At 31.3% G+C, this 21812-nt stretch carries 19 protein-coding genes and 1 riboswitch; of the genes, 3 read left to right on the top strand and 16 right to left on the bottom strand.

Annotated features, from left to right (window positions below):
• Window positions 1-62: 62 nt before the first annotated feature.
• From ACFWM3_RS16380 to ACFWM3_RS16365, 4 genes are all read right to left on the bottom strand, one after another.
• Window positions 63-1775 (bottom strand): glycoside hydrolase family 13 protein, encoded by a 1713-nt coding sequence (locus ACFWM3_RS16380; protein WP_390312118.1) that lies wholly within the window; start codon window positions 1773-1775, stop codon window positions 63-65.
• A gap of 223 nt (window positions 1776-1998) precedes the next feature.
• On the bottom strand, window positions 1999-2811 hold the full coding sequence (locus ACFWM3_RS16375; protein WP_056471295.1) for a polymer-forming cytoskeletal protein: 813 nt from the start codon (window positions 2809-2811) through the stop codon (window positions 1999-2001).
• A gap of 20 nt (window positions 2812-2831) precedes the next feature.
• The gene (locus ACFWM3_RS16370; protein ID WP_390312116.1) at window positions 2832-3449 is read right to left on the bottom strand and encodes a DUF4004 family protein; all 618 of its coding nucleotides are present in this window, start codon (window positions 3447-3449) and stop codon (window positions 2832-2834) included.
• 253 nt (window positions 3450-3702) lie between these two features.
• The gene (locus tag ACFWM3_RS16365; RefSeq protein WP_390312115.1) at window positions 3703-4038 is read right to left on the bottom strand and encodes an MGMT family protein; all 336 of its coding nucleotides are present in this window, start codon (window positions 4036-4038) and stop codon (window positions 3703-3705) included.
• Window positions 4039-4193: 155 nt separating this feature from the next.
• Between ACFWM3_RS16365 and ACFWM3_RS16360 the strand changes: the two genes are divergently transcribed.
• Together ACFWM3_RS16360 and ACFWM3_RS16355 are read left to right on the top strand one after the other, a co-directional pair.
• Window positions 4194-4892 (top strand): FTR1 family protein, encoded by a 699-nt coding sequence (locus tag ACFWM3_RS16360; RefSeq protein WP_390312114.1) that lies wholly within the window; start codon window positions 4194-4196, stop codon window positions 4890-4892.
• A gap of 187 nt (window positions 4893-5079) precedes the next feature.
• Window positions 5080-5370, top strand: coding sequence for a HesB/YadR/YfhF family protein (locus tag ACFWM3_RS16355; protein WP_056471305.1), 291 nt, complete (start codon window positions 5080-5082; stop codon window positions 5368-5370).
• Between the two features lie 94 nt (window positions 5371-5464).
• Here ACFWM3_RS16355 and ACFWM3_RS16350 read toward each other — a convergent pair whose 3' ends face one another.
• From ACFWM3_RS16350 to ACFWM3_RS16295, 12 genes are all read right to left on the bottom strand, one after another.
• Window positions 5465-7624, bottom strand: a complete 2160-nt coding sequence (locus ACFWM3_RS16350; protein WP_390312113.1) for a PAS domain S-box protein — start codon at window positions 7622-7624, stop codon at window positions 5465-5467.
• Window positions 7625-7873: 249 nt separating this feature from the next.
• Window positions 7874-10975, bottom strand: a complete 3102-nt coding sequence (locus ACFWM3_RS16345) for an efflux RND transporter permease subunit (RefSeq protein ID WP_390312112.1) — start codon at window positions 10973-10975, stop codon at window positions 7874-7876.
• A gap of 111 nt (window positions 10976-11086) precedes the next feature.
• Window positions 11087-12412: a sensor histidine kinase gene (locus ACFWM3_RS16340; protein WP_390312111.1), complete on the bottom strand. Its 1326-nt coding sequence runs from the start codon at window positions 12410-12412 to the stop codon at window positions 11087-11089.
• Window positions 12409-13092, bottom strand: a complete 684-nt coding sequence (locus ACFWM3_RS16335; RefSeq protein WP_056471318.1) for a response regulator transcription factor — start codon at window positions 13090-13092, stop codon at window positions 12409-12411. The genes ACFWM3_RS16340 and ACFWM3_RS16335 overlap by 4 nt, the downstream gene beginning before the upstream one ends.
• A gap of 182 nt (window positions 13093-13274) precedes the next feature.
• The gene (locus tag ACFWM3_RS16330) at window positions 13275-13508 is read right to left on the bottom strand and encodes a hypothetical protein (protein ID WP_390312110.1); all 234 of its coding nucleotides are present in this window, start codon (window positions 13506-13508) and stop codon (window positions 13275-13277) included.
• A 41-nt stretch (window positions 13509-13549) separates the two neighbouring features.
• Window positions 13550-13689: riboswitch (cyclic di-AMP (ydaO/yuaA leader) on the bottom strand.
• A gap of 627 nt (window positions 13690-14316) precedes the next feature.
• Window positions 14317-14664, bottom strand: a complete 348-nt coding sequence (locus ACFWM3_RS16325) for a VOC family protein (protein WP_056471508.1) — start codon at window positions 14662-14664, stop codon at window positions 14317-14319.
• 40 nt (window positions 14665-14704) lie between these two features.
• Complete coding sequence (locus tag ACFWM3_RS16320; protein WP_056471325.1) at window positions 14705-15283, bottom strand: TMEM175 family protein; 579 nt, start codon at window positions 15281-15283, stop codon at window positions 14705-14707.
• A gap of 155 nt (window positions 15284-15438) precedes the next feature.
• Window positions 15439-15963, bottom strand: coding sequence for a DinB family protein (locus tag ACFWM3_RS16315; RefSeq protein ID WP_390312109.1), 525 nt, complete (start codon window positions 15961-15963; stop codon window positions 15439-15441).
• Window positions 15964-16285: 322 nt separating this feature from the next.
• On the bottom strand, window positions 16286-16555 hold the full coding sequence (locus ACFWM3_RS16310) for a hypothetical protein (protein WP_056471328.1): 270 nt from the start codon (window positions 16553-16555) through the stop codon (window positions 16286-16288).
• Between the two features lie 134 nt (window positions 16556-16689).
• Entirely contained in the window at window positions 16690-17091 is a 402-nt protein-coding gene (locus ACFWM3_RS16305; RefSeq protein WP_390312108.1) for a hypothetical protein, read from the bottom strand.
• Window positions 17092-17287: 196 nt separating this feature from the next.
• Complete coding sequence (locus ACFWM3_RS16300) at window positions 17288-17539, bottom strand: hypothetical protein (RefSeq protein WP_390312107.1); 252 nt, start codon at window positions 17537-17539, stop codon at window positions 17288-17290.
• Window positions 17540-17674: 135 nt separating this feature from the next.
• Window positions 17675-18682, bottom strand: coding sequence for a serine hydrolase domain-containing protein (locus ACFWM3_RS16295; protein ID WP_056471337.1), 1008 nt, complete (start codon window positions 18680-18682; stop codon window positions 17675-17677).
• Window positions 18683-19131: 449 nt separating this feature from the next.
• Between ACFWM3_RS16295 and mprF the strand changes: the two genes are divergently transcribed.
• The gene (gene mprF, locus ACFWM3_RS16290; protein WP_390312105.1) at window positions 19132-21654 is read left to right on the top strand and encodes a bifunctional lysylphosphatidylglycerol flippase/synthetase MprF; all 2523 of its coding nucleotides are present in this window, start codon (window positions 19132-19134) and stop codon (window positions 21652-21654) included.
• The last annotated feature ends 158 nt before the right edge of the window (window positions 21655-21812 follow it).

Here is a 21812-nt window from a genome sequence, read left to right as displayed (position 1 = left end):
CCTGTACAAAAGAAAACAGACTGTCATTCGACAGTCTGTTTAGTAAGTACCATACAACAAAATTAAATTAAGCGATAAACTCTAGCCTCAAAAGGTTTGAATTCCATGTTTTCAACTAATTTGTCATCTGTTAATTCAATGTTAGTTAAACTTAATTGTGCATTCTTTTTCGTTAGTTCTTTCGGTAAAATAAATTTTTGTTTCTCTGTAGATAAATTAGTAATCACTAAAAATGTTTCTTTTTCACCAGTTCGAGTGTATGCATAAACAGGCTCATTTTTTACGTCTAGATATTCATACGGTGCATAAACTAGTGCTTTATTTTCTTTACGTAATGTAATCATCTTTTTATAGAATGATAAAATGGAGTCTTCATCTTTTTCTTGGATTTCAACATTTATTTCATTAAAGTTATCATTCGTTTTAAGCCAAGGTTTACCTGTTGTAAATCCAGCATCCTTTGTACTGTTCCATTGCATAGGTGTGCGAGAATTATCACGGCCTGTTTTCCATAAAATATCTAGTACATCTTGTTCAGTCGAACCACTTTCAATCATTGTATTATACATATTTTTTGCACTTACATCATTATAATCGTTGATTGATGTGTAATGAACATTTGTCATTCCAATTTCTTGACCTTGGTAGATGAATGGCGTTCCTTGCATAAAGAAATACATTACTCCAATAGCTTTTGCTGAAATTTTCCAAAATGCTTCATCATCGTTTCCTAATGTACTGACTGCTCTAGGTATATCATGATTCTCTATAAATAATGCATTCCATCCATATCCTTCTAAACCAGTTTGCCATTTAGTAAGTACTTCTTTTAAATCAGCGATTGAAGTTTCAGATTCATCGGTTTTCTTCCAAAGATCTAAACTTTCAAATTGGAAAATCATATTGAACTTACCTTCTTTTTCTCCAACCCACAAGTGTGCATCTTTCGTTGTTACACCATTTGCTTCTCCGACTGTCATGATGTCATATTTATCAAATGTTTCACGTTTTAACTCATCCAGATATTTGTGAATTCCCTCTTGATTCATGTGCATATCAAAGCTTGCCACATATTTCTCTTTCTTTGGATTTGGCATATCTGGAAAACCTGGACGTTTTCTTATATGACTGATTGCGTCTACTCGGAAACCATCAATTCCTTTATCTAACCACCAATTAATCATGTCATATACTTTTTGTCTTACTTCTTTGTTCTCCCAATTTAAATCAGGCTGCTTTTTTGAGAATAAGTGTAAGAAATATTCATCTGTTGCTTCATCATATTTCCATGCAGATCCGCCGAAAATACTTTCCCAGTTATTTGGCTCATGGCCTGATTTTTTTCCTTCTCTCCAAATATAGTAGTCTCTATAAGGATTATCTTTAGATTTTTTAGATTCTAAAAACCAAGGATGCTCATCACTTGTATGATTGACTACTAAATCTAAAATTAACTTCATTCCTCTTTCGTGTACATTTTCTAATAGCTCATCAAAATCTGCCATTGTACCAAACTCATCCATAATGTCCTGATAGTCTGAGATATCGTAACCATTATCATCATTTGGTGATTTGTAAAACGGACATATCCAAATAACATCTATACCAAGTTCCTTTAAATAATCTAATTTTGAAATTACACCTCTTAGGTCACCAATTCCATCACCATTTGAATCCATAAAGCTACGTGGATAAATTTGGTAAGCAACCGCTTCCTTCCACCAACTTTGATTTGTCATAATCTCTCTCCTCCAAATACATAAAAGCGTTTTCATTATTGAGTATATTTTTAGCCTTAAATAAAAAAGTAGTACTATTTCATTGCAACCGTTTGCACATTATTATCTTAACATTCAACTAACTATAGTTCAATAACCGAAATAATGAGTCAGCTTGCATTTTATTAGAACTTTCAATTCAAACTTCCTTATGCTGCCTTATTTAAATACCGTTTTCACAAAAACAAAAAAAAGCGACTCAGGTTATCCCTTAAGTCGCTTATTGTTCTAATTTCTTTACATCCTTTACCTTTGCTGAAGGATGTATCTGAACATCTTCTGTATATTCCACAAGGTCGATTACACATTTTGGTCCAATTGTTACAGCATCGCCCCGTACTACACTTGCTGTCGTATAATCAATCTTTACAGCACTTCCCTCAATTACATCTGATTTGAAGTTCATTCGATTGTTAAATAGTTTAGTAAAAACACGTGAAAATATATTATTGTCATCGAATCGACTAATTTCAATCGTTTCTCCACCAATTTCAGGTATATAGCTAAATCCATGATGAGGTAAATAGCCAAATCCACCATGGGTAATTTTTACGTTTTCTGCATTTAATAAACCATTCATTGACAAGTGTCCTTTAGCTGTAAATACTTCACATTCAGATCCTTTTTCTGTAGAAAGCGATCCTTTTACAGTAATCACTTCAGCCTTCACTATTCCTGTCGTTTTCATTGAGCCTGAAACATTAATACTTTGAACATTTAAGTCGCCCTTTGTTTTAAAGCTTCCGCTAACATTCACATCTCCACCAGAAACTTTTCCATCAATCGAAGCAGATCCACTGACACTCATTTTTTTTGCATCAACATCACTTAAACATTTAGCGCTCCCACTGCAATTAAAATATTCAGTTTCGACTTTTCCATTGAATTTTGCTGAGCCACTTACTTTCACTTCATGACAAAAAATATCACCAAGTATACGTCCGCTTCCACTAATTCTAACGTCATCATATTTGCCAGTACCAATTGTACCTGAACCGTTAATAATCGCATTCTGCTTTGATTGCACGCTCACTATAATCTCTCCTCCATAATTTATTTAATCGATTTATTTAAATAGTTCGAGAGAGTAACATTGATTAAGATCGAATCCTTTTGATCTACAAACGTTTCATGTTGATTTCCAATAATCCATGTACCCATACCAAAATTTCGAATATAAATGACAGTCGCTTCATCCAAGTTAATTTGGTTTTTATGTGTTTCAACCAAATTTAGAAATTGCTTTATTTCCTCTATTGTTACACTTCCTTTTGAAAGCCACTCGTTTACAAAAAGTAGTGAACATAATTGAACCGTACCTAAATGCTCTAATTTAGTATTTGGAAAAAGTGATTGATATATTTGTACGACTTGTTTAGGGATTTGCTCCAAAGATAAAGTAGCATTCCCACGATCAGAAACGATTTCTTCATTGATTGAAAACACTCTAGCAATATCATCTAATGATTGATCATCCTTCAGCTCTTTTATTTTTTCAATTCGATCCAAAATTTTCTGTTTTGGAAAAAACGTTTCCTGTCCAGTGAAGCTGGATTTCTTCATAAACCACTCTTCAGGAATGATATTTTTCCTTTTCCATCTATAAAGCTGTCCGTACGATATGCCTGTAAGTTGTAGTAAATCTTTTTTGGAAATTAATTCTTCACTCATATGACATTCCTCCTGACATGAGTATAACAAAACAATGTTTCATTGTAAAGGTTTCAATCGTAACACTTTCGAACTAACATTTTTACAATTTCACAACTTCATTGTTCGTAACAATGTTTTAAATATAGTCATTTTCAGTATTCACCATCGTTACCAATTTAAAAATTATTAGAGCAAAAAAAATACTCAAATCCATTAATAAATGAATTTTGAGTAACAATCTCATTCTTATTTTAATAGCTTGGATGCGCTCTTATATTAAATCCACATCTTCTTTCTCAAGAACTACACTTACTTGATATTCCTTCAAGTTAACGGTTCGCTCTCTCACAAATTTGACCCCTTCGTTTTGGAGGAAACGCTTTTGCATTAAAAATCCTTCTTCATCTTGGATTCCTATTTCACCTTTAGCATTTATAACTCTATGCCATGGCAATTGGTATTTTTGGCCCATCGAGTGTAAGATTCTTACAACCTGTCTAGCTCCTCTTGGACTTCCTGCCAATTTTGCAACTTGACCATATGTCATTACTTTTCCTGGTGGAATATTTTTAATAACTTCTATCGCTCTACTTGTAAAAGATTCCATTTTTTCCCCTTCTATAATTCACATTTTGGACCATTTTATATTAATTTTACCACATAACTTATTATGCCTATTTATTAATAAAATAGTGTCCATTCCTACTATTAAAGAATAGTCTAGTTAGTAGATTTAAATCTAATCGGGAGGATGATAGTGAGTTGAATGCTAATTTTTTAATAGCTTTACGAGAAGGCCTTGAGGTTTCTCTAGTAATCGGGTACCTACTCATTACTTTAATCCAGAGTAAAAAAGAGCATTTAATTAAGTCAGTAATTTACGGTACAATACTTGGAGTAATTGTTAGTATTTTTGCTGGATTTTTCTTATTTACAACATTCGGTGAACTAAATGGAAATGTTGAACATACGATCGAAGGTGTAATCCAATTAATTGCAGCATTGCTAATCTTCTATTTTATCTACTGGTTAAGTGGACAAAGTAGCATTAATATTTCAGATAAACTAAAATCAGAAGTTAAAATTATGGATAGTAGTATTTCATTATTTTTAATGGCAAGCGTATTTGTAATCCGGGAAGGCTTAGAGCTAGTTCTGTTTGTTTTATCAAATGCACATTCAATCGCCTTTGTTGGTATGATTTCTATTTTACTAGGAATAATCGCAGCTGTCTTAATCGCATATTTATTTATCAAAACTACAATTAATTTAAATATTAAAGTGATCTTTACTTTACTGGGTATTCTATTAATTTTCTTTGGCGGTAAAGTATTCACCGAAGGTCTTTTCTCCTTTATCGATGCTACCCCACTAGTTGAACAAATCGTCTATTATGGGTTTGTCGTCATTTCTCTATTTATTTTATTTAAAAACAACATACTATCATTTTTCAAAAAATAAGATAGATTAGTCTAATGCGCCCCTCCCAAAATACTTCAATCAGAAACGAAAACCTGCAAGCTAATGTGGGTTTTCTTTTTTATTCTAAAATTTCTACCATCACTTTTTACACTTAACATCACTTTTCTGTATAGTTTTTCACATTCATACTATAATATTTTTATAAGATAAAGAAAGGTCGGTTACAATGAAAATTACAATTTCCGAAGATGCAATAAAATGGTTTAAAGATGAGATGGATGTAAAAGAAGGAGATACCATACGTTTTTTCGCGCGATACGGTGGAAATAGTACAATACATAAAGGCTATTCTTTAGGAGTTACTAAAGAACAACCTGTGAACATCGGTGAATCTATTACGGTTGATAACGTTGTTTATTTTATTAACGAAACGGATTTATGGTATTTTAAAGATTATAATTTAAACGTAATTGTAAATGAAAATAATGAATTACATTTTGATTATGAACCTAAATAATAAAAAGAGCTTAGGTAGCGTTTGTGCCTAAGCTCTTATTTGTTATTGGTTGTTGAAGTAGAAAGTTGAGTTTCTTCTTCAAGTAACTGGCAGATTAGTTCAATAAATTAGCCTTTTCATTTACGAGCGGTATGATAACTTCTATAGTTGTACCTTTGTTTACTTCACTCTCAATATGGACTTCGCCAAAATGATTATCTATGATTTTTTTACTTATCATAAAACCTAAGCCCGTTCCTTTTTGTTTCGTAGTATAGAATGGTTGGCCCAACTTACTAATCGTTTCTTCGGACATCCCGCCTCCTTCATCAATAATTTGGATCATCAATTTTTTTTCATCTCTTTTTTGGGTTTGAATCGTTAAATTCCCACCTTTTTTCATAGCTTCAATCGCATTTTTAATAAAGTTAATAAACACCTGTTTCATTTGATTTTCATCACAATTAATCTGAAGATCTTCCTTTAGAAACTCAGTGATAATTTCAACATTATTCATAATTGCTTCCGTTTTTAAAAGAACGATAATTTGAGTTAATAACATATGAATATCTGTCTGTTCCAATTTATTGATTTGTGGCTTTGCTAGAATAAGTAGTTCACTAAGAATTCCTTCGATTCGTTCACATTCTGACGACATAACTTTAAAATACTCTTCTTTATCTCCAAATCCATTCTTCATCAAATAAATGAATCCTTTTATAGAGGTGATAGGGTTTCGGATTTCATGGGCAATTCCTGCCGCTAATTGACCAGCAACAGATAGTTTTTCGGTGTTTTGTAACATTATTTGAGACATCTTCCACTCCGTAATATCCCTTAAAGTTGATGACCAACCATCCAAATTACCTTGTGCATCGTGAATGGGCGCTGCTGATAATATAACATTAACCTTAACCCCATCTTTTCGAACACGGATTGTTTCTTCTCCGAAAATAACCATTCCTTGCTTCACTTTACCTTCAAATCGTTTTACTTCTGTCAAAATTTCGTCTGGAATAAACCCCAAATCATACAAATGGACACCCTGTATCTCTTCTCCTGTCCAACCAAACATTGTCTCATATGCTTTATTAGAATGTACTACATCACCATTCCGATTAAAAATTAATATACCATCTACATTGTTTTCTATATATGATTCGAGTTGTTTCGATTTAATTTTGACCGTTTCCTCCGCTTTTTTTCTTGAGGTGATATTACGGCAAACTCCTGTGATTCCTGTCACATTTCCTTTCAAATCAACAATTGGAGAAAGAGTTGCACTAACGTGAATTAGACTACCATCCATACATTCTCTAATAGTTTCTAGAGCAACAACAGATACACCTGTCCTTACTTTATTATGAATTTCTTGAATAAAATCATTTAGAAAATCGGGAACAATCGGTAAAGTCTTCCCTATAATGCTTTCTGCTGAATAACCAAACATTGTTTCAAATGAGGAATTAATCTCTAACACTCGATCTTCCAAATCAATGACCCAAATTGCATCTGCATTGTTGTGAACAAAAGATTCTAGTCTTTCTTTCGTTTTGCTTAATTCATCCTGCTCCAATTGACGATCTGTGATATCTTTTGCAATTCCATATACTCCAACTATCTTACCATTGATAATAATCGGCATATTTGTAACATTTAAATAGACAACAGTTCCATTTTTATGTAATGTTTTTACTTGGTATCTCTGAGTAATACCTTCCGTAGCTCTTTTATAATGTTCCATTACTCGATCCAAGTCTACTTTACTTACTAGAGGTACAAATGACATCTGTAATAACTCCGATTCAGTATATCCGAACATTCTTTCCATAACTGGATTTACACTAAGATAATTTCCATTTAAATCAAAAGAATATACTGCATCTGGATTTTGTTCAAAAAGGGATTTGTAATGTTCGTCCTTTTGTGTTTGTGATAGCTTCCTATCAGATATGTCTTGGAAATATACACTTAATCCGTTTAATGAAGGATAGGCCTTCACTTCAAACCACATATTAAGTTGGGGAAAATATGCTTCAAATAAAACTGGTTTTTGTTCACGAATCGCTCTATGATAATGATTATAAAACACTAACTCTATTGCTTCTGGAAATTCACTCCATATATTTTTACCAACCAAGTTATCACGTTTACGAAAAAGTAGACGGGCAGCCGCTGAGTTTACATAAGTAAAATTCCAATTTACATCTAGCGCAAAGAATCCGTCGGTAACTCTCTCTAAAATCTCATATGCGTTTTCTTTTGTGTTACTCATCTGCTCCCTCGCTGTACATTTATATTTATTATTGTCAGTGATAGTCTACTCATTTGTAATTATTTATTCCTATTCTCTCAAAAGTAACTAATCTTGTCGAATGTACGAAAATCCTGCTATTAACATATTCATTTAACTTTTTGAAAAAAAGGAATCTTTTTAGTTCAAAAATCAACATTTTCATTTAACAGAGTTTTGTTTTATATACAAAAGAGTGCCCCACTTTTTATGTGAGGCACTCTTCATCAATTATTCTTCAATCTTTTTCTTTTTGCTTACTAACTTATAAATAACTGGAATGATGATTAGTGTTAAGAATGTTGAAGTTGTTAAACCACCAATTACAGTTACTGCTAATCCTTTCGAAATTAAGCCAGATGTTGAATTTGAAAGGGCCATTGGTACTAATGCAAGAATTGTCGCTAATGCTGTCATTAGGATTGGACGTAATCTTGTCTTTGAAGCCTCGATTAATGCGTCAGTTACATCTAATCCATTTCTACGGTTATGTTCAACACGGTCTAATAATACAACCGCATTCGTTACAACAATACCGATCAACATTAATAGTCCGATCATTGCACTCATTGATAGTGTTTGCTTGCCAATAAATAACGCTAAGAAAGCTCCCACTGGTACAAAGATTAATGATGTTAAAATAACAAACGGTGTTCTTAAGCCACCAAATGTCATACTCATGATTAAGAATACTAATCCAACAGCAACTACCATTGCTATTCCTAAACTGCTGAATCCATCTGTAATCATATCTAAACCGCCGCCAATTTTCATATCGACGCTTTTTGGTAAATCAATTTTATTTAAGTGACTTGTTACATCTTTTGTAATTGTTGCTGTGTCTTTACCTTTTACTTCTGCACTTACTGATGCATACATTTTTCCATCATCATGGTTGATTGAAACTGGTGCATCCTTTTGAGAAATTGTTACATAGTCTTTAATTTCTTTCGGACCTGTTGCAGTCATAAATTTAATTTTTTCAATATCTTCTTTTGAAGTTGCTTTAGTTTTATAGCCTACAGTAAGCTTATTTGTTTCGCCGTTTAAATCGTAATCACCGATTTCAACGTCGTTAATTTTTTCATTAATAGCTCCCATAACTTGGAACATTGAGATATTTTCATCGCGTGCTTTATCGTTTAATGTAATTTCTAATTTAGGTTGAACGTCTTTTAAATTATTAGAAACATTTTTCAAACGATCATCACTATTTAATTCTTTTTCAATTTTTGATGCTGCATCTTTTAAATCATTAAAGTTTGCAGAATATAAATTTACATCAATATTGTTCCCTGTTGGAGGACCATTTTGAGAAAGTTCTTTTGCTACGATCGTTGTACCTTTTACTTTCGCATCAACAATTGAAGGAACTTCTTTGTTAATTTTTGAAAGCTCTTTATTCATGTTCTTTCCATCTTTTAGATTGATTTGGAAGATCGCTTTATTTTTGCCACCATCCATATTCATCATAAAATCACGTTTACCACCAACAGTAGCTTGTACACTGTCTATTAGGTCTGAATCTGCAAAGTATTTTTCTAATTCTTTTGCAACTACATTTGATTGGTCCACAGTACTATTTGATGGAAGAGTTGCTGTCACTTGAAGTGTTTTATTTACACTACCAGGTAAGAATGAGAATCCTAATAAAGGAATCATCGATAATGAACCAGCTAACAAAACGATTGATAATAAGATAACAATCCATTTACGTTTTAATGCAGAGCGCAATAATTTTTCGTAGTTTCTCATAAAACGAGTATCATTACTATGCTCTTTTAATGGTTTTGATAAGAATTTTGCTCCTAATGTTGGAATTAAGATAATCGCAACGATTAAAGAAGTTAAAATTGAAACGACTACTGAAATTGCAAATGGTCTAAAGAATTCTCCAATAATACCACTTACAAATGCTAAAGGTAAAAATACTACTACTGTAGCAAATGTAGAGGATGCAATGGCACCGATTACTTCTTTTGTTGCATATAATGCCATTTCTTTTTTCTTATATTGGTTACCTTTTTGTTGTTTCCATCTGAAAATATTTTCAATTACAACGATACTATCATCAACAATACGTCCTATTGCAACAACTAGACCACCTAAAGTCATAATGTTCAATGTATAACCCAATGAATTTAATACTGATATTGTTGTAAAAATTGAAATTGGTAAAGATAAAATAGAAATTAATGTAGCTCGAATATTTCTTAAGAATAACAGAATTACTACTACTGTAAATAAAGCACCTAGTAGACCTTCCTTAATTAAAGAACTAACGGATTTTTCTATTTCTTTCCCGTTATCCATAATGACATGAGTTTCTACATTGTTATCCTTTTTAAATGATTTAATTTCTTTTTTAACATCTGTTGCTACATCCGCTGTATTTGAATCTTGTGTTTGAGAAACAGATAAAATATAACTTTCTTTTCCGTTATATCTAGAAATTTGATCTTGAACCGAAACTACTTTTACATCTGCAATGTCAGCAACAGTAACATTTTTTGGCGTAACTGTTTGTGCTTGTCCTGCACCTCTACCTAGTTGTGCTCCTTGAGTCATCGTACCCATTTGTGTACTTTGGGCAGCTGCACTAGATAAAACTGTTTTTTTGATTTGATCGACTGAGTTTAACGTACCTTTCATTCGAACAGAAACTGTTTTTCCATTATTCTCAACAGATCCTAATGGCACTGCGTAATCTAGACCTTGAATTGCCGTTTTAATAGTATCTAAAGAAATCCCTTTTTCTTCAGCTTTTTTATTATCTACAACGATTTGAATTTCTTCATCTTTAGTTCCTTGAAGACTTACATCACTAACACCAGTGATTTTTTTAATTTGAGGAAGTAAATCTTTTTCAATTGATTGTTGTAAATCTTTTACTTGTCCGTTATTTGCAATTGCAACTTGATAAATAGGAGCAGAATCCATCGCAATTCGCTGAACTGTCGCTTCTGCTTTATCAGGTAATTTTGTTTTATTGATTACATTATCAACGTCTTTTTCAATTTTATCCATATCCGTTCCAAATGGATAAATCAAAAAGATTGAAGCCATATTTTCACTTGAAGTACTTGTTAACTGATCATAGTTTTCAAGCTTCATTAAACCTGATTCGATTGGTTTAGTGACTTCAGTTTCTATATCCTCAGATGATGCACCAGGGTATACTACCTGTACTGCAACAGCTGGAAATGAAACATCAGGAAATGTTTCAATTTGTATTTTTTGGGCAGAGTATATTCCCCCTATTAAAACAAGAACACTTAATATAATAACTGATATTGTGTTCTTCAAACTTAATTTCGTTAAGCCTGCAAACATAATGTATCTATTTCCCCTTTCGATTCGTTACAATTCTAATACGTGATTAGTTTATCAAATCTATATGAACAGAATATGAACAATTAAGAACATAATTTGAACTTTTTTATTTTACAAGATTTTCGGTAGGATAATCGTAAAGCTAGTTCCTTTTCCAACAACACTTTCAACCTCTATTTTCCCTTGATGTATTTCCATTATTTTTTGTACAATCGAAAGACCAAGACCAGTTCCTTTTTTATTTCTAGAACGGTCTGCTTGATAAAATCGCTCAAATATCCGCTCAATATCTTCCTTACTAATTCCTAGCCCATTATCGCTAATGAGCACGTGAATATTATGATCTAATTCCAAAATATCTACTTTAATATACCCAGCCATATTTGAGAACTTAATCGCATTTTGAAGTAAATTAATCCATACTTGTTCAAGTAGTAAACGATCTGCCACTATTTCTGTTTGTGGTAAATTTAAAACTAATTGAAGCTTTTTACTTTCCCAGTGTGGCTCTAATGCCAAAATAATTTTTCGAATTTGTTCATCTAATTTGTAGGTCGTAGGCTGGAATGGGTGTTGCTCAGAGTCCAATGAAGCTAACTTTAATAATCTTTCACTCATCATTGAAAGACGTTCACTCTCTGTTTCAATAATGGATAAATAATGTTCCTTTTTTTCTTCAGTTAATTGCTTATTTCTTAAAACTTTTGCAAATCCCTTAATAGATGTTAACGGTGATTGAATTTCATGAGAAACATTTGAAACAAATTCACTTCTCATCTCTTCTAACTTGTTTAATTTATTCGTCATTACATTAAAGTTGGAAGCAAGTAATCCAATTTCATCCTTACGTTTAATCGTTACTTGAACATCATAGTTACCTTTAGCCAGTTCTTTTGTAGCACGAATTAGCTCTTTTACTGGCTTTACTAATAACTTAGCTACAAATAAAAATGTTACTGATCCAATGATTAATGTTGTCAGTAAACTAAAAAATAAAACTCTCCGCATTTTAAAGAACCCACGATCAATATTGGGCTGAATAAATAAAGCGTATTTATGCCCATCTTTTTGAAAAGGTAGGCCGATGAGATATCCTTTTGTTTGAACATCACTTTTGTTTAGAACGGTTAATACTTGTTCTTTTTTTATATTCTTCTTTTTTAGTGCTGTATTTTTCAAAACGATTTTACCCGACTCATCATACAGTGATAGATAAAAATTTTTACTAAGAATTTGTAACGTCGCATCTACTCCATTTTGATTATCTTGTTTAGAGTATATGGAAATAAAATTTTCTCCAACATCTATTAAATCACTTTGTACTTCTGTTTCAACATGTTTTATAAAGTATTTTGAAGCGATAAAAAAAGTAATGACTAAACTCAACAAAATAACTGAAATAAAGATTAAAACCAATCTTGTATACATGCTTTTCATGTGTGATTTTCCTCTAATTTATAGCCTAAACCTCTTATTGTAACGATTTCGACCGTAGCCTTTAACTCTCTTAGACGCTCTCGTATTCTCTTTATATGCACATCAACCGTGCGTTCATCTCCTTCATAATCAAGTCCCCATATTTGCTCAATCAAATCATTCCTCGTAAAAATTCTTCCAGCTTGACTAGCAAGCTTCATCAATAATTCAAATTCCTTTAATGGTAACGTAATCGATTGATCATTTGCTGAAATTTCATATTTAACTTGGTTAATCGTTAAATTACCTACAAAAATATTTTTATCAGTTAGTAATTGAAATCTTCTTAATAGAGCTTTTACACGTGCTACAATTTCCAAAGGATCAAAAGGCTTTACAACATAATCATCTACCCCTAGATCAAAGCCCTTTAATTTATCCTGAGATTCCCCTTTTGCTGTGACCATTAAAATCGGAATATCATAATACTTTTTAACCTCTTTTGTCAGCTCATATCCATCTACTTCAGGCATCATCACATCAACTACTACTATTTGAATATTATTGTCTTCTAGTATCGTTAATGCTTCTTGACCATTTTCAGCCTCAAGAACCGTATAGCCTTCACCACTTAAAAAAATAGAGATTAACTCGCGAATATTTGCATCATCATCGACAACTAATACTTTTACATGATTCAATAAATCCACCTACTTACATTTCCAAATAATTATGTACATATTATATAAATTCATTATGAACTAAATATGAATTAAGAAACCAAAACTAAATAAATAAAAAAGAGAATGGCTTAGTTGGCCACTCTCTTAAGGAACTATTAAATGTTTTTTCGACCTATTTTAATTTCTATAGTATCGGCAAATCAATCTATTCTAACGACTTTACCTGATTTTCTCTCTCTAACGATTCTCTTCCTATTCCCTGACTTTTTACATTTATATTTTCCATTTTCATCATCTACTACAGAATCCTTACGAGTCATAAATACTGCCATTAACATAGTTAAAATAAGAATTCCACCAAATATATACATTTCTAGCACTTCATAACCCCCACTTACTTCTTCATTTACCAAAATTGAATGCAAAAAAGACACTAGGAAAATCTCCAGTGCCTTAATAAGACATCATTTTGGAAACCTTCTCCCTACACGCCTACGAGGTTAGCTGTCGGATTCGGACCTAAAAAGTAGCCCTACCTAAAAAGGATTCACCCCAAAGTACAATTGCACAAAAATTGGTTCCCCCGCTTTAAAATTGAAATGTCCCTTTATTAATAGAAGAAACACTCAACTAAACTCAGCGATCTATGGTCATTTAATTTTATGTATATTACTTAAATTACAATTCAACTACTAAATTGTATACTATTTTACTAGTTAAAGAAACTAATATGTCTTTTGATTAAATATGTTGTGTCAATAAATGACCATTATGATAAGTATAAAAATCTTTTCCTAGTTGGTTTTTCAAATGAAAAATGAGCAAAATTACTTACTCATTCATGAGTCGATTCTCTGTTTTGAAATCCTAATTCACAGCCGGCTAACTCATGTAATCATTGATTAAGGTCCTTTAAAATAAGTAATAACCCCCATTATTAACATACAAGTGACATGTAACAAAAAGATGGTTCCAAGAATTCTTCCTGCGCTTTTATTCTTTTTCTTTGCCAATTTGTTTATTAAGAAAACAATAATAGCTATTACTATAATGAGAGTTAATAGAGGTAAAAAAATAAATAAGTCCGACATAGATTGTTCTCCTTTTTGTAATCTCTATACATTGATTTACTAAAAACTAATATTCTAGAGAGAATCTTTTATTCCTTGTTTATCTAAATCACCCGTTCGTACAAAAAGAAAAAAGGATTGCCATAGCAATCCTTTCTTAAATAAGAATCTGTTATTTCTCCCAAAGTTCAACCAATCTACCTTCAGGATCTTTAATCCAAGCAAACTTACCATATTCACTAACCTCTTTTTCCTTTGCAAGAGGTACACCCACTTGTTCAAGATGCTTAATCGTCTCGTCTAGATTATAAACTTGAAAATTTAACATTACTTGCTGTTCTGTTGGGAAATATCTGTCTTCTTCAGTAAAGAAAGAAAAGATTGTTTCATTTTCAGAATCGGGTTTAATAATAGTCCCATTCCAATTTTCTATTTCAACATTCAGCACTTTACTGTACCATTTTTTTAATGCATCCAGATTTTTAGTCCTCCAAAATATTCCCCCGAAACCTTTTATCATCATAATCAGCTCCCTAACTTTTTATAAATTTATTAAAATATTACTTTGTTTGCATAACTTTCTCTATTCGACGATCCGGTAATAACCACAAAATTGCAACGAATACATATATTATTTGAGCGAACCAAGGCCAGATCAAAGACGTGCAAACTGCAGATAAATAACAAACCACAGATACTTTTCCTTTCCAATCGTTACCTACAGCCTGTTTTAACTTTGAATTCTTTCCCTCTTTTTTGATAATTATACCTTGTAATATGAAGTAAGCTATTGCTGCCATTAAGAGTATTACACCATAAAGCATTGTAGGATAAGGCTTATAATGGTTTTCTCCCATCCAACCAGAAGCAAAAGGAATTAATGATAACCAGAAAAGCAAATGAAGATTAGCCCACATGATTGATCCTGTCACCTTTTGTAAAGTGTGTATCATATGATGGTGGTTGTTCCAGTAAATACCTACATAAATGAAACTAAGTAAATAACTAAGAAATGTTGGGAAAAGTTGTAATAAGTCTTTTATATTCGGACTATGAGGAATCCTAATTTCAAGGACCATAATTGTAATAATGATAGCAAGTACACCATCACTAAAAGCTTCTAACCGATTTTTATTCATTGTTCACTCCCTATTATTATTTGTCTTTTTGTTTTATTTATTTTTCTATCTATTTAAATTCCTTATTTCTTCATAAAATAATAACAACATAATTTTTAAAAATTATCAGATTGGCTAGTTTAAAGAATGTATTCTAAAGACATATCTAAGACGGGTCACTTAACAAGACTTTCTTCTAACTCACTTTTTTGGCGCAAGTGATGACGAAAATGCATATAAACCAAATCATACCATTCCCTTGCATTTAGCCAGCCGAACCCTCCATGCTGGACTTTATAATTTGGATTTATATCATCCACTTTTGATTCCCAGTGACTCAACCTTAGTATTACTTGATCAATTCTGCTGATGAGCTCGTCCTTGCTATCTGAATTATTAGGTGGATCATTTAGTTCATCCGGTAATTTAATTTTAATTGGTGGAAATCCCCCGATTTTATATAAATGCTCACCAAATTCCGTTTTCCCAAGGGGTTGTTCATCATTTAATGTAGCACAAGTTTCCAGGCTATCTAGGTATTCATGTGCACAAATAATTAAATGGTCATACATTTGACCAATAGACCAAACCGCCTCTTCAGATTTATACCTTAACTGTTCCAAAGAGTAATTTTGAAGCTCGTTTTTGTATGTATTAATCAGTTCAAGTTCGCTCAGGTTAGATTCCTCCTTTATAATCACTCAAATCTAAAATTTTACATTTTTTGCATATGTAACTAATCATTCAATATTCGTTTACAAATACCTTCTTCAAATTACCTTCCATTTATCTCAATTAAAAAATCGACTTTCCAGTCGATTTTTTGTACAACTAATTATACTTTAGATCCTTACTATAATAGAATCCTAATTACATAAACTTTATTTAAAAGCTAGATGATCTAAGTAAAGTGCAACCTTATCCAATATTGTTCCAATTCGGAAACTCAAAATAGGAATCTCTTAAATTAATGATTCCTCAAAAATTCGCTTTAGCAATGAAATATTCAATAAATTTTTAAATTTAATATGGAGTAGGTATAGCCGTTCCCGGTGGTCTCCACCAAGTTTCAACAGTTTTCCAAGCAGTATTATAATCGTAACCTTTTCCCATTAAATATCCGATAGCAACTGCTTCTGTTAATGCATGTTGATAGCCAAGGTGTTGTGCTTCTTTTAATCCATGGCTAACAGCTGGGTTTATTAATGTTAAAATTTGTTGTGGATTCACAGCTTGCTGTGGATTTCTAAAATAATCATTATGATTATAAGGTACATAATTGTAGAAGTTCATACTAACTTTCCTCCCTTTTGAATAACGTATTATGCAATTCTGGGCTTTCGAATCTTTATAATATATGTAGATTTGGGAGTTTGCGGAATAGGCTATAAGCATGGCTTAAAAATTTTTTAGGTGAAAATTACAAATTAATGCAAAGTGTGGTTTAAACTGCTATAATTCAAAAATGTTTCAATTGCAGTAACTAATTTTGTATCATCTTTTTTTGTCTTACCTTCAATTTCACTAGTTGTGAAACTCATTAACTTTTTGTTGTGATTATAAAATGTAACACTGTATAACCATCCCTTTACATCAGTCGTTTTATTTTGGACAACTTTAATATGTTTAATATCACTAATAAAGTTATTAATTGCTTTCTGTTCTGTTATTACAGTGTTCTTCCCATTCTGCCCGTTAGTAACTTCAATTTTATTAATTTCATTTAAATTCCCGTGAAAAACTTCTGAAAAACTCTTGCTATCCGTATTACATCCAAAAAGTAATGAAAATAAACTAATACAAAGAAGTATGCATATAATTTTTTTCATATTTACTCCACCTTCAAATATTTTTAAGTTAATAATATCAACTTAAAGACTTGTATAATTTGGGGGAATATCAAATTTTTCATATAAATTCAGACGATTCGTATGCACTTAATCTGCAATGTAGTTCAAGTAAGAAAGATCCACTTCTCTGACGATCATGTTGTTCAACTAAAGCATTCATTAGTTGAATAATGGTTTAAATAGTTGTGATTGATAATAGTTCATCTTTGTGAATTAAATAATCCTCATTTGATTCTTCATGAAAAATAAAAAAATATGTTTCTCCACTGTCATCTTCAAATGCTATATTCATCATACTAACCTTTGAAAATGGATTATTTAAATTTCCTAATTCATAACTTGGTTTAAATTCGAAGATGTACTCTTTATCTTCTTCAAGAGTGTATTCTTTGTTTTCAATTACTAATTTTATAGACAGTTTACTCATTCTTATATCCTCTTATCTGTAAAATGTGGACTTGCTGTTAAATTACAGCATGCATTAGCCAACCATGAATGTTTAGATTAACCACAGTCAATAGAAGTTATGTCGCACTTCCATAGTAGTTGACTTAGAATGTTACTATTCCCTAAATGCATCTGCCACTATATTACTGAATTCTCTTAAATAATACAGATAATTATCTCCACCATAGTTATATCTTTTGTTATACATTTTAGCTACAACTACATTATATTTAGGTATTACTAGAATAGTTGGTCCTGTTATTCCTAATATTTGATATGATCCTAGTGGTACTCTATCACCAATCTCACTGTTCTTTCTCGGAATATCTTGAACATACCAAAACAAGCCATTTTGTGGTAAGTCCTTATTTTTATAATTAGAATTTTGAACTTGAGTTGCTATTTCAATAACTTCCTTCGGGACTACCTGTTTTCCATTTATATTTCCTTTATTTAAATGAAGATTACCCCAGTATGCAAATTCTCTTGTTGAGACATGAAGGTTAGACTCGGAGCCATCACTTGAATATCCTAATTTAAATGCTGCTTCTTTGTCAGGATTATCAATTACTTTAACTAATCTCTCATTTTCTTTTGTATCCCAACTAGTTTCTTTTAATCCTAATGGTGTAAAGACCCGTTCTTTTAGTAGTTCTGGAAAGCTTTTGTTATACAGTTTTTTTATGAGATTTGTCATCATTGATATGTTAATCCCTCTATATGCCCACCCTTGACCCGGTTCAAATTCTCTAAAAATAGATCCATGATCTGTCTCATTCAACCCATGTGAATGTGTAACTAAATGTCTTATTGTTGTTTTTCCAAGTATTTTTTCATCTAGTTCATCAAAATATTCGATTGCATAATCATCAAGGCTTTTAATTTTACCTTCAATAAGTGCAAACGCAACTGCTAATCCTAAATAACTTTTTCTTGCAGAAGCAACATTGAACTTAGATGTTCGTGTTACGGGTATAGAAATATCAGAATTACTATGAAAACCATTATACTTTTCTAGCACGATATTATTATCTTTCATGATGATTAGAGCTGAAGCAGAACTTCGATTTCGATCATTTATATTATCTACCCAGTTTACTATTTCTTTGAATTGATCACTCATATACTTTATCCACCTATACTTCGATTAAATCTATTAATTCAACATTTAATTAGGTTTTCCTTGTTCAACAATTCTGCCATTATGTTGAACAATAAAAAGACAAATATAAAAAAATCACTTTAAAAATCTGACTATTATAATTGTTAGGAACAATAGATGCCACACTCCTACGGAATATGTGGATCCTGAGCCCATTTACGTGACGTGGAGTCTTAGGTATCATGCTCAGCAAGCACCTGTAATGCAAATCTAAGTTCTATTTTCAACGATATTAAATCTAAAATAGGTCTGATAATTAAAATCTAATTAACTTTATATCCGCAAAATAATAAGTTATTAAATTTTCTAAGACGTAATAATATTCTTCTTGTTAAATAGTGGAATAATATGGAATACTAAAGCTAATAACTATTATTTTATTTGTTGAATAATAACTTCAGGAGTGTCTTATGAATAAGTTTCGGATTAGTAAAGTAGGTTTATTTAAACTATTTTTCATTTCAATATTGCTCGTTACATTTATATTTGTTGGAAAAAACGTACTTTTAAATTTCGACTTTAAAATGTTCTTTAACTATATGGAGTCTCTTACATTAATACAGTATATTTTGATTTTTGCATTAGGTATTATAGCCGTATCTCCAATGTTTTTATATGACTTTGTACTTGTAAGACTATTAAAATTAGATTTCAGTTTTCGAAAAATATTAATGGTAGCTTGGCTTGCAAATACTTCCTCAAACCTAATTGGTCTTGGTGGGGTAGCAGGTACTACCATTCGAACACTATTTTATCGAAAAGATCGCACCGGACCAGAAATTGTTAAAGCAGTGAGTAGTGTAACGATATTCTTACTTTCTGGATTATCGATATTGAGCTTAGTTTTATTTACTGGAATATTTAATTTATCATTTTTAAATGAATATAAGTATTTATATATTGCTATTATCATTGCAATTTGTTATTTCCCGGTTATGTTTTTAGTCGTTTATTTAAAACGTAATTTTTTCTCGGAGAATTTCTCCGCAAAATATATGCTTTCACTGGTTGTCATTTCTTTATGTGAATGGTCATTTATTTTTTTATTCATTTACTTCATTTGTTTATTTTTACATATCGACATTTCAATCATAGAGGTATTACCTGTTTTTTTAGTAGCCTCTGTTGCAGCACTCTTAAGTATGATTCCAGGTGGACTTGGATCTTTTGATTTTATTTTCCTACTAGGTTTTACATACTTTGGAATCGACAAGGAAACGACACTTCTTGTTTTATTGATTTATCGTTTCAGTTATTTCTTTTTCCCGTTTGCTTGCGGTATTATTTTAGCTCTTAAATTATTATGGAATAAAATAAATCAGTCATTTAATAATATTCCAAATCAAATTTCTACTTATTTAGGGCATAAACTTTTAACGATTTTAATATTTTTATCTGGCGTTATTCTATTAATTTCTGCTGCTGTTCCTAGCATGCTTTTAAGAATTAGTCTTTTAAATTTAATTTTACCTTCGACAATTATTAATATTTCACATTTAATTTCTGTCACAGCAGGCTTTACATTGTTAGGACTCTCTCGTGGAATTGATTATAAAGATAAAAGAGCATGGTATATTACACTATTCATGCTAATTGTTGGGGCAGTTACAACGTATTCAAAAGGATTAGATTATGAAGAAGCTCTTTTTGTATTAGCAGTTGCTTTTATCTTATTTATTTCAAAGAAACAATTTTATAGAGAAAGCTTCGTTTTAACTTGGGGTAAGCTGATTGTTGATAATTTTATTTTATTCTTCTTTTTAGGTAGTTATTTACTTATTGCTTATATCAATCTACCTCAAACAAATGTCAAAATACCTGCTAAATACTTGCCTTATATACTTGTTAATTCGAGGGACATCGTTATTAGTGCAGTTCTTGGTTTTGCAGCTGCTTTACTATTCTTTTATATCGCATTTTTTAAAGTTAAAAGAAAACAATTTGAATTTATAAATACGAAAGCTGAAGAAGAAAAAATAAGAGAACATTTTAATCAGTATGGTGGTACCGAACTTTCACATTTGGTATTTTTACATGATAAATATTTATTCTGGGCTCAAGATGAGACAGTGTTATTTATTTTTCAGCCATATGCAGACAAATTAGTTATTTTAGGTGACCCAGTCGGTGATAAGTCTCGTTTATATCCTGCTATTGAGGAATTGTTAAACTATGCCGATCAATTTGGATATACACTCGTCTTCTACCAAGTAAACTCAAATTCACTATCCTATTTACATGAAAACGGGTTTGATTTCTTTAAACTTGGTGAAGAAGGCTTTACTGATATCTCAACATTCACCTTATCAGGAAAACGTAATAAAGGAATACGTGCACTTTACAATAAATTTGAACGTGAAGAATATAGCTTTGAAATTATAGAACCACCTTATTCAAATGAATTCTTTACGGAATTAAAGGAATTATCACAAGAGTGGCTAAAAGGGCGAAAAGAAAAAGGGTTTTCACTTGGCTATTTTGATGAGGATTATATCAAACTTGCGCCTGTAGCTATTATTAAAAATAGTGAAAATAAAATGATCGCTTTTGCATCCATTATGCCAAATTATAATGATCATACGATTTCAATTGATTTAATGCGCCATAAAGTTGACGCTCCAAAAGGAATTATGGACTTTATGTTTGTTAACTTAATTGAATGGTTTAAGTCTAGAAATTTTCATTATTTTAATGTCGGTATGACACCTTTAGCAAACGTAGGACTATCTAAGTATTCATTTACAAGTGAGAAAATTGCAGCGCAAATTTATCAATATGGACAATTTTTATATCACTTTCAAGGTTTAAGAAGTTTTAAAGAAAAATATGTTAATTCTTGGACGCCTAAGTTTTTGGCCTATCATAAAAAAACATCCTTACCGATCACAATGCTACAAATAACATCGTTAATTTCTAGGTCTAGAAAAAATTAAATTTACAGCCAGTTAATGTATTGAACATTGACTGGCTTTTTTATTGTGAATAAGTTGATTTTCACTTCAAACCTGCTCAATTAATAATCAAAATAAAAAAATTGGTAAAAAATAATAGTTATTATCGCTTGCAAAACTATTTGCCATCAATTATGATT

This window comes from Gottfriedia sp. NPDC058432, assembly GCF_042721555.1.
Classification (GTDB): domain Bacteria; phylum Bacillota; class Bacilli; order Bacillales; family Bacillaceae_G; genus Gottfriedia.
This window is presented reverse-complemented; position numbering and strand designations above follow the sequence as displayed.